Origin of the sequence: Haloferula sp. (assembly GCF_049672945.1) — a bacterium.
Lineage (GTDB): Bacteria > Verrucomicrobiota > Verrucomicrobiia > Verrucomicrobiales > Akkermansiaceae > Haloferula.
Genome location: NZ_JBATWY010000079.1, coordinates 20,928 through 30,054 on the forward strand (window position 1 = coordinate 20,928; position 9,127 = coordinate 30,054).

General features: G+C 58.7%; 6 protein-coding genes. 4 read left to right on the plus strand and 2 right to left on the minus strand.

Translation table 11 applies throughout. The features are described from left to right. Positions 1 to 987, minus strand: coding sequence for an ABC transporter substrate-binding protein (locus WBG04_RS06705; protein ID WP_424313609.1), 987 nt, complete (start codon positions 985 to 987; stop codon positions 1 to 3). A 170-nt stretch (positions 988 to 1,157) separates the two neighbouring features. Here WBG04_RS06705 and WBG04_RS06710 point away from each other — a divergent pair, with 170 nt between their 5' ends. From WBG04_RS06710 to WBG04_RS06725, 4 genes are all read left to right on the plus strand, one after another. After that, positions 1,158 to 2,486, plus strand: a complete 1,329-nt coding sequence (locus WBG04_RS06710) for a suppressor of fused domain protein (RefSeq protein ID WP_424313610.1) — start codon at positions 1,158 to 1,160, stop codon at positions 2,484 to 2,486. 186 nt (positions 2,487 to 2,672) lie between these two features. Further along, positions 2,673 to 6,212, plus strand: coding sequence for a pyruvate:ferredoxin (flavodoxin) oxidoreductase (gene nifJ, locus WBG04_RS06715; RefSeq protein ID WP_424313611.1), 3,540 nt, complete (start codon positions 2,673 to 2,675; stop codon positions 6,210 to 6,212). A gap of 20 nt (positions 6,213 to 6,232) precedes the next feature. After that, positions 6,233 to 7,225 carry a dihydroorotate dehydrogenase-like protein gene (locus tag WBG04_RS06720; protein ID WP_424313612.1) on the plus strand — a complete coding sequence of 331 codons (993 nt, stop codon included), beginning with the start codon at positions 6,233 to 6,235 and terminating at the stop codon, positions 7,223 to 7,225. 58 nt (positions 7,226 to 7,283) lie between these two features. Further along, on the plus strand, positions 7,284 to 8,066 hold the full coding sequence (locus tag WBG04_RS06725) for a tRNA threonylcarbamoyladenosine dehydratase (protein ID WP_424313613.1): 783 nt from the start codon (positions 7,284 to 7,286) through the stop codon (positions 8,064 to 8,066). 93 nt (positions 8,067 to 8,159) lie between these two features. Here WBG04_RS06725 and WBG04_RS06730 read toward each other — a convergent pair whose 3' ends face one another. Next, positions 8,160 to 8,531, minus strand: coding sequence for a hypothetical protein (locus WBG04_RS06730; RefSeq protein ID WP_424313614.1), 372 nt, complete (start codon positions 8,529 to 8,531; stop codon positions 8,160 to 8,162). Positions 8,532 to 9,127 lie beyond the last annotated feature (596 nt).

Genomic DNA, 9,127 nt, shown 5'->3' on the forward strand with positions numbered 1-9,127 from the left:
TTACTTCTTCGACTCCGCGTAGGCCTTCGTGAACGAAGGATCGAGATACTTCGTCACATCGAGAGGCTTCTCGTAGACTTCGAACTTCACGTTGAAGTCATCGACCACCTTGCTGGATCCGTAGACCGAACCGAGGCCGTCCGCTTCCTTCCATTTCTCCAGCGCTTCATCGAGCGTCAGAATGTAGGTTCCCTTGAAAAAAGGCTCATACTCCTCCGGCTTCAAGCTCACGCGAGCGGAAAGAATCTCAAGTGCCTCGTCAAGGTTCTCCTCATCCTTGATGAAGTCGACGATCCTGTACCAGACGCTGACCACCTTGGCCCAGTCTTCCTTATTCGCCTCCAGGCTTTCACCGGAGACGTAGAGAAGGTCGTAAATGATGCCCGGGGCATCGGCCGAAGTGAACAGAGGCTTCGAACCTGGAACCGCTTTGAGAGCCTGACCCGAATTCGGCTGCCAAGCGCCAATGGCATCCACTGCCTTCGCTTCCAGCACCTGAGGTGTCTCGTTGGTGGGAGTGTTCACGACCGTAATGTCCTCAGCCTTCATGCCGTTCATTTCGATACCCTTGAGAAGGAGCAGGTGACAGACGAAGCCCTCTTCGACTCCGACCTTCTTGCCCTTGAGATCCTTGAAGGATTCGATCCCCGGAGCTCCGACGATCATGTCATTCCCATTGGAGAAGTCATTGATGATGATGCCGACGGAAGGCTTGCCCGTGCCACCCGTGACAAGTGCATCACCATTGGTCATCGAAACCGCATCCACCTTGCCGGCGACGTAGGCATCCATCGACTCGACGTAGTCCATCCAGGCGAATTCGACATCCACTCCGGCTTCCTTGAACCAGCCTTTCTGGATTCCAATTTCCCAAGCAACCCAGCCGGGCCAGTCGGAATAGGCGATTTTCAGTGGCTCAGCCTTGGCTGTGGCGAGCAGGGCTGTGAGGGCCATCACGGCGCCTCCGATGCTTCCTTTGATTCTCATAGCGTATTTGTCGGTTTCCCAGCAGTATGAATATTTGCTGCTGATTTCATACCGAACAGAGCAATGAGCATACCAACCTGATCAGCGATCTTTTGAAGCCCAGCGGCAGGCGACGCCTCCGCGGCCCATTATGATCGACAACACTCACGAGGATCCAACAGGATCCCGCCATGCTGGATACCAGCGCAACCCGCGCTCGTTTCGATGAATGGGTTCGTTCCCCTGCTTTCGATGCCTACTTCAATTCGATCGTCAAACCCTCGGTCTACCCCTTCGTTTTAGGCGGACTTCTGCTCCTCAGTCTGGTGGGAATCCCATTGGGAATCGCCCTGATCATCTACGGCTGGCGAAAGAACTCTGCCCGCAAGGAAGCCAGACGAGATGCCCCCGAAGCCTTTCTCGGACAGGAGATCATGATCGGCACGGTAGTCATCGCCAATCAGGCACTGCTCCATAGCAAGGGAGCCGTGGCGCCAGCCCTGCTGGTCGGAGAATTCGGAAACCAGGATGAAGCCTCCCTCGAGGCGTCTGCCCAAGTCGCTCTCCAACTCGGCGAGATCTACGGCCAAGACCCTCTTGATGTGCCGCCCGATCTTCAGGAAGCCTGCCGCCTCGTCAACGACGATACCTATCAGGCCGATCGACGCCGGCCGGTTCCTAGCCATCTGTGCTCAGGGCGACAGCTCTGGCTATTCGACGTCCGGCTCCAGTCGGACATGATGCCACCACTGCTTGAGTATCCCTTCGTCCCCTGCATCGGCCCTCCCGGCCCGCAGGGAAGCCTCACCCAACTCCCCCCCGAAGTGCTGGTATTCGATTCGAAGCAGCAATTTATCGAGCACAAGCCTCCCACCACCCCGCCACCCCTCGTTGCCCCTCATTCAGAAAACACCAAGGCGGTCGAGGAGCACATCGAGACCTACCTCGGTTGTCCTGAATCCGTCTTCCACGAACTGATATCGACCACCGTTCACATCGATGTCCACCTCGTCCCAGCCACCAAGGAACGGCCGTGGATCTCTCTTGTCACCAGTGGCATGAGCGACATCCCCATGTCCGCGCCCGAAGGCGCTGAGGAGTGGCGATTTGCCGAATTGATGATCCGCCTCCCCGAAGGTTGGCCCCTCGAGCAGGAATCCCTCGAGGACGAGCGCAACTACTGGCCGATCCGCTGGCTCAAGCAACTGTCCCGATTTCCTCACGAACTTGGAACCTGGATCAGTTTCGGCCACAGCATCCCCAACGGTGACCCGCCCCAGCCATTCGCCGATGGAGTCCCGTTTTCCGGAATCCTGCTCAGTCCACCATGGATCGGCGGCGAAGCGTTCTCAACCCTCTACCTCAACGACGGCACCCCCGTGCATTTCTGGTCATTGATCCCCCTCCATGCGTCCGAGATGGATTTCAAACTCCAGCACGGCGCGGAGGCTTTCTTGGAGCGCTACGCAGCCGCCGGATACAGCGATCTCGTCGACCCGGGACGCCCGCCGGTCGCCTGACATCCGAGGACCCGGGATCCAGCCGCCGGGTCGCGTAAAACGGCGAGATCCCGCCGTCCCGGTCCGCCCATTTTTCGCGCAGGCTTCCCTTGGATCTGCGGAGTCGCCGCAACCGCTGGCTGCCACCATCAACGGTAATATCGGAGGATCGCTTTCCCCGACTCCATCCCAAAACCTACCCTTGCCATGAGCCGCAAACTGATCGCAGCCGACGGAAATGAAGCTGCTGCCCACGTCGCCTACCGAGTCTCCGAAGTGATCGCCATTTATCCGATCACACCCTCCACACCGATGGCGGAAAGCTGCGATCAATACGCTGCCTTCGGGATGGAGAACATCTGGGGTCAGGTTCCCAGAGTGATGCAGATGCAGAGCGAAGGCGGCGTCGCCGGTGCCATTCACGGCGCCCTTCAAACCGGATCGCTTTGCACCACCTTCACCGCCAGTCAGGGGCTCCTGCTGATGATCCCCAACATGTACAAGATCGCCGGCGAGCTGACCCCCTGTGTCTGGCACATCGCCGCCCGCTCGTTGGCAACTCATGCGCTCTCCATCTTTGGAGATCACAGCGATGTCATGGCCGTCCGGCAAACCGGCTGGGCCCAACTTTTCTCCTCCTGTGTTCAGGAATGCATGGACCTCGCGCTCGTCGCCCATGCCGCCACCCTTAAAACCCGCATCCCCTTCGTCCATGCCTTCGACGGCTTCCGAACTTCGCACGAAATCCAGAAGATCGAACAGCTGGGTGACGACGACATCGCCGCAATGATCGATGATGAGGCGGTCCGCGATCATCGCGCCCGGGCCATGAACCCGGACGCGCCCAATGTCCGTGGCACCGCTCAAAACCCAGACACCTTCTTCCAGGCAAGAGAAGCCTGCAACAGCTACTACGCGGCCGCACCCGACATGGTGCAGCAGGAAATGGATCAGCTCGCCAGGCTGACCGGCCGGCAATATCACCTCTTCGACTACTTTGGCGTCGAGGACGCGGAACGAGTCATCGTCATCATGGGCTCGGGAGCCGAAACGGCATGCGAAACGGAAGCCGCACTCAATGCCAGTGGCGAAAAGGTCGGCGTCCTCGTCGTGCGCCTGTTCAGACCCTTCTCGGTCGAGCATTTCCTCGATGCCATCCCTTCATCAGTCAAATCAATCGCGGTTCTCGACAGAACCAAGGAACCCGGCTCAATCGGTGAGCCCCTCTATCAAGATGTCGTGACGGCCTTCAGCGAAAGCACGGCGGCATCGCCCCGGATCATCGGCGGTCGCTATGGCCTATCCTCCAAGGAATTCACCCCGGCCATGGTCAAGGCGGTCTTCGATGAACTGCTTGCCACCGAGCCCAAGAACCACTTCACCATCGGCATCAATGATGACGTCACCCACACCAGCCTGAGCTACGATCCATCCTTCCGCGGTCGCAATTCTGACACCACCAGCGCAGTCTTCTGGGGACTCGGAGCCGATGGCACGGTGGGCGCCAACAAGAACAGCATCAAGATCATCGCCAATGGCACCGACCTGAATGCCCAGGGCTATTTCGTCTACGATTCCCGAAAATCCGGCTCGCAGACGGTCTCCCATCTGCGCTTCGGCAAGGATCCGATCCGGGCACCCTACCTCGTCCGAAATGCCGATTTCGTCGCGGTCCACCAGTTCAGCTTCTTCGAAAAATACGACTGCCTCGCTACCGCTTCGCAAGGTGCCACGGTCCTCATCAACAGCAACTACGGCCCCGATCGTACTTGGGAACATCTTCCGGTTCACGTGCAGGAACAATTCGTCACCCGCGGACTCCGCCTGTTCGTGATCGATGCCTACAAGATCGCCCGCGAAACCCACATGGGAGCGCGCATCAACACCATCATGCAGACCTGCTTCTTCCAACTCGCAGGAGTCCTTCCGCCGGAAGAAGCCATCAAAATGATCAAGGAAGCGATCCAGAAGACCTATGGAAAACGCGGCGATGCCATCGTCAAAATGAACTACGCCGCCGTCGATGCCTCGCTGGCCAACCTTCATGAGGTCCGTTTCCCCGATGTCGTCAGCAGCAAGTCTCCGCTGCTGCCCTTGATCCCCGAAGACGCCTCGGACTTCATCAAGAACGTCACCGCCCGCCTCCTTGCCAACGAGGGTGACCTGCTCCCGGTCTCGGCCTTCCCGCCCGACGGCACCTTCCCCTCGGGCACCACCCGCTACGAAAAGCGAAACATCGCCCTGCAGGTTCCGGTCTGGGAGGAAGACCTCTGCATCCAGTGCGGAAAATGCGTGATCGTCTGTCCCCACGGGGTCATTCGCGGCAAGGTCTGCGAACCCCATGAACTCGAGAACGCCCCGCCGACCTTCAAGACCGCCGACGCCAAGTGGCGTGAAATGCCCGGCAAACGCTTCTCCCTGCAGGTCGCCGTTGAAGACTGCACCGGCTGCACCCTCTGCGTCGACGCCTGTCCCGCCAAGGATCGCAGCAACGTCGGCCGCAAGGCCATCAACATGGCCGATCAACTCCCGATCCGCGAACAGGAACGCGAGAACTGGGACTTCTTCACCAAGCTCCCCGACTTTTCACCGGCCGACGCGGAAACAGCTGGACTCAAACTCAAGGCCCCCAAGGACATCCAACTCCTCACGCCCTACCTGGAGTTCTCCGGTGCCTGCACGGGCTGCGGCGAAACGCCCTACCTCAAGCTGATGTCACAACTCACCGGTGATCATACCTACATCGCCAATGCGACCGGCTGCTCGTCGATCTACGGCGGCAACCTTCCCACCACCCCATGGTGCACGGACAAGCACGGCCGCGGTCCCGCCTGGTCGAACTCCCTGTTCGAAGACAACGCCGAGTTCGGCCTCGGCATGCGACTCACCATCGACCAGCAATCGACCTATGCCCGCGATCTCGTCAAGGAACTCGCGCCAGAAATCGGCGATCAGCTTGCCGCCTCACTACTCGACGCCGATCAAGCCACAGCAGCGGGAATCGAGCAGCAGCGCGAACGGATCGCCGCACTCCACGACAAGCTGGCAAACTCCAGCCATCCCCGCTCCCGCGAACTCCTCTCGGTCTCCGGCTTTCTCGCCAAAAAGACCGTCTGGATCTGCGGTGGCGACGGCTGGGCCTACGACATCGGCTACGGCGGACTCGACCACGTCATGGCGACCGGTGCCAACGTCAACATCCTCGTCATGGACACCGAAGTCTACTCAAACACCGGCGGCCAAAGCTCGAAAGCCACACCGCTCGGTGCCGTCGCCAAGTTCGCGGCCGGTGGCAAACCCACGGTCAAAAAGAACATGGGTCTGCTGGCGATGGACTACGGTCATGTCTACATCGCCCAGGTCGCGATGGGCTCAAGCGACATGCAAACGCTCAAGGCATTTCAAGAAGCCGAATCCTATGACGGTCCCTCACTGATCCTCGCCTACAGCCACTGCATCGCCCACGGCATCGACATCACCAAGGGCCTCGTCCAGCAGAGCCTGGCCGTGCAATCCGGACACTGGCTGCTCTATCGCTACGACCCGCGTCGTACTGCAGAAGGGCTCAACCCACTGCAACTCGACTCCAAGGCACCCAAGATCCCGCTCAAGGAATACCACGACAAGGAAAACCGCTTCCGCATGCTGACCAAAAGCTCACCGGACGTCGCGCAGCACTATCTCAAACAGGCACAGGAAACCGTCAACCGGCGTTTCGAACACTTCAAGCAACTCGCCGATTCCTGAAACCCGGACCTCACCACACCATGAATCTCACCACCAACTACCTCGGTCTCGATTTGGAATGCCCGCTGGTGCTTTCCGCTTCACCCGTCACCCGCAAGATCAGCAATATCTGTCGGCTCCAGGAAGCGGGCTTCGGGGCGATCGTGATGCACTCCATCTTTGAAGAGGAGATCAACGAAGAAGGCCGAATGCTCGATGAAATCCTCTCAGAAGGAACGGACTCGTTCGGCGAAGCCACCAGCTACATCCCCGAATACATGGTCGCTCCCGCAAGCGTCGACCACTACCTCAATCACCTCGAGGCGGCCGTCGCTGCCACCGAACTCCCGGTCATCGCTTCCCTCAATGGCAGCACCAAAGGTGGGTGGATCGAATACGCCAACAAAATCGAGCAGACCGGAGTGAAGGCCCTCGAACTGAACCTCTATCATGTCCCTGCCGATCCTGATATCGACGGAGCCACGATCGAGCGCAACTACCTCGAACTCGTACGATCAGTCTGCGAAACCACTTCGCTCCCCGTCGCGGTCAAGATCTCGCCCTTCCTCTCGGCTCCGGCGAACTTCTGCCGCGAACTCTCCGTGGCGGGTGCCAAGGGCGTCGTGCTCTTCAACCGCTTCTATCAACCCGACATCGACCTCGAAAAACTCGAAGTCACCCCCAACCTCAAGTTCAGCCATAGCGAGGAACTCCGACTGCCGATGCGCTGGACCGCACTCCTCTCAGGCAGAATCCCGGCCGACATCGCCCTGACCGGCGGCGTCCACAATGGCAATGACCTCATCAAGAGCCTGCTTTGCGGAGCGACCGTCGCCATGATGACCAGCGAAGTGCTCATGCACGGCCTCGGCCGCGCGGCGGAAATCCTTGATGAACTCCGGAATTGGATGGCCGAAAACGATTATCAATCCGTCGACCAACTGCGCGGAGCCATGCGCAGCGATCATATCGGAGATCCCTCCGTCTACGAACGCGCGAATTACCTCAAGGTTCTGGGCAGCTATACGCACTGAAATCGGCCGCCACTTTTTTGAAGTGCATCTCCACTGACTCCCACGCCAATCTCCGCGCGTGTCCGCCTCCGAACGCCTGTCAGGGATCGCCCGACTTTATGGAAACGCCGCCTTCGAGCGTTTTCAAGATTCCACCGTCCTCATTGTCGGCATCGGTGGCGTCGGTTCATGGGCCGCAGAAAGCCTCGCCCGCTCAGGCATCGGGCACCTGATCCTCGTCGATCCCGATGATCTCTGCGTGACCAACACCAATCGTCAGGTCCACGCTCAGGAGGGAACCTACGGACGCCCGAAAACTGGCGCGATGACGGAGCGCCTCCGCGCCATCAATCCCGAGATCCGCATCACCGAATACCAAGCCTTCCTCTCCGAGAAAAATGTCGCCGAAATCCTCGATGCCGCGCCCGATGCGATCGTCGATGCCATCGACTCCGTCCGTGCCAAGTGCCACCTGCTCGCCGCCAGCCATCAGCGCCGCATTCCAATCATTTCCTCCGGCGCTGCTGGCGGCCGACGCGACCCCACACAGATTCGTGTCCTCGATCTCGCCTACTCCGGTCGCGATACCCTCCTCGCTGCCGTCCGCCGCAAACTCCGCGACCAACATGGCTTTCCCAAGGCACCCATGGGCACCGACGCCAAACCCTTCGGCATCGAGGCTATTTTCAGCAATGAGCCCGCACTCTATCCGACCTGCGATGGCGGCGTCTCCCACGAGCGCCCCGGCGACCAACCCGCAGGACTACGCTGTGATGCCGGCTACGGCTCCGTCACCCACGTCACTGCCAGCTTCGGCTTCATCGCCGCCGGACGCGTGCTTGAGTGGCTTTCCGCGGGATAACAATGCGACCTCTGGAAACAACCATGCACCTGCGGTTTTTACGGCCGTAAAAACAAGCTCAATCAAGGCTGTCACCCGAGCCCGCTCAGGGTTTCAGCTCCATCTTTTGACTGCCTCAACCGAATCATACGGAAACTGATTGAAGGTGATCCTTGCAGAAGGTGCATGTTCATGGATCGCATTGATCACCTTCTCAAATAAGTGCAGCAGATCAGGGTCCGTCCTAAGCCCGGCACCCACCAACACAATATCCGGTCTCTCCTTCTTCAAAGCCTCCTGAACTTGTTCACTCGCAGTCGCCCCCTGATCTGTTAGACACCAAATGGCGGCATACCCCTCTTTCGTAAGTTCATCAACGACCTCCTCGAAGGCCGCATTCAATTTCTCCCGGTTAAGCTCAGGCCACTTCTCGTAATCAACACAATCGGATCTGAGACCAATCAAGAGGACCTTCTTGCTTTTCATTTCTCTCATAGCGATTCCTTGGGCTTCCATTTGAGCAACAGTCCGAACCGAGCGAATTAATCCGCCGCGCACCGCTCCTCATGCGCATCTTTCTTCCCAAATACCAAATGAGAAAAACTCAATCGCTCAGAAACACCAGGTGCGGCGAGTGGAAAAGACTCTGCAAAGGGATTGCGGCAATTGGGAAGAGACCGCAAAGGCTCATACGCCCTGAACCCCGTGGACTGCGGCAGCCCTGCTGCCGCTGTTCCCGTGAGACAGCCTGCTGTCCACGCACAAGGAAGAAAGGGGCAGCCCACCCTGCCGAAGCCCCCTCAGGATACGCCCTTCCTCTCTCCATGTCTCCCAACGGAGCGCGTTCATTCTGAACGCTTGGGCCATGGACATCCTGTCCATACACGCCAGCCCTGCGTCCCTGTCCATTTGTGATGAAAACCTTGACTGACCCTCTTTTGCAGTTCGATCTACCGTAACAGTTTAGCTGATTTCAGGGATGTTTTGTTCAGTCTTTCGTCGGTTTTTCGCTTTTCACTGCATTTTTCGCTTTTGTTTTGGAGTAAACAGGCGTTTACCTACGCCTGTTACTTTCAAACCGA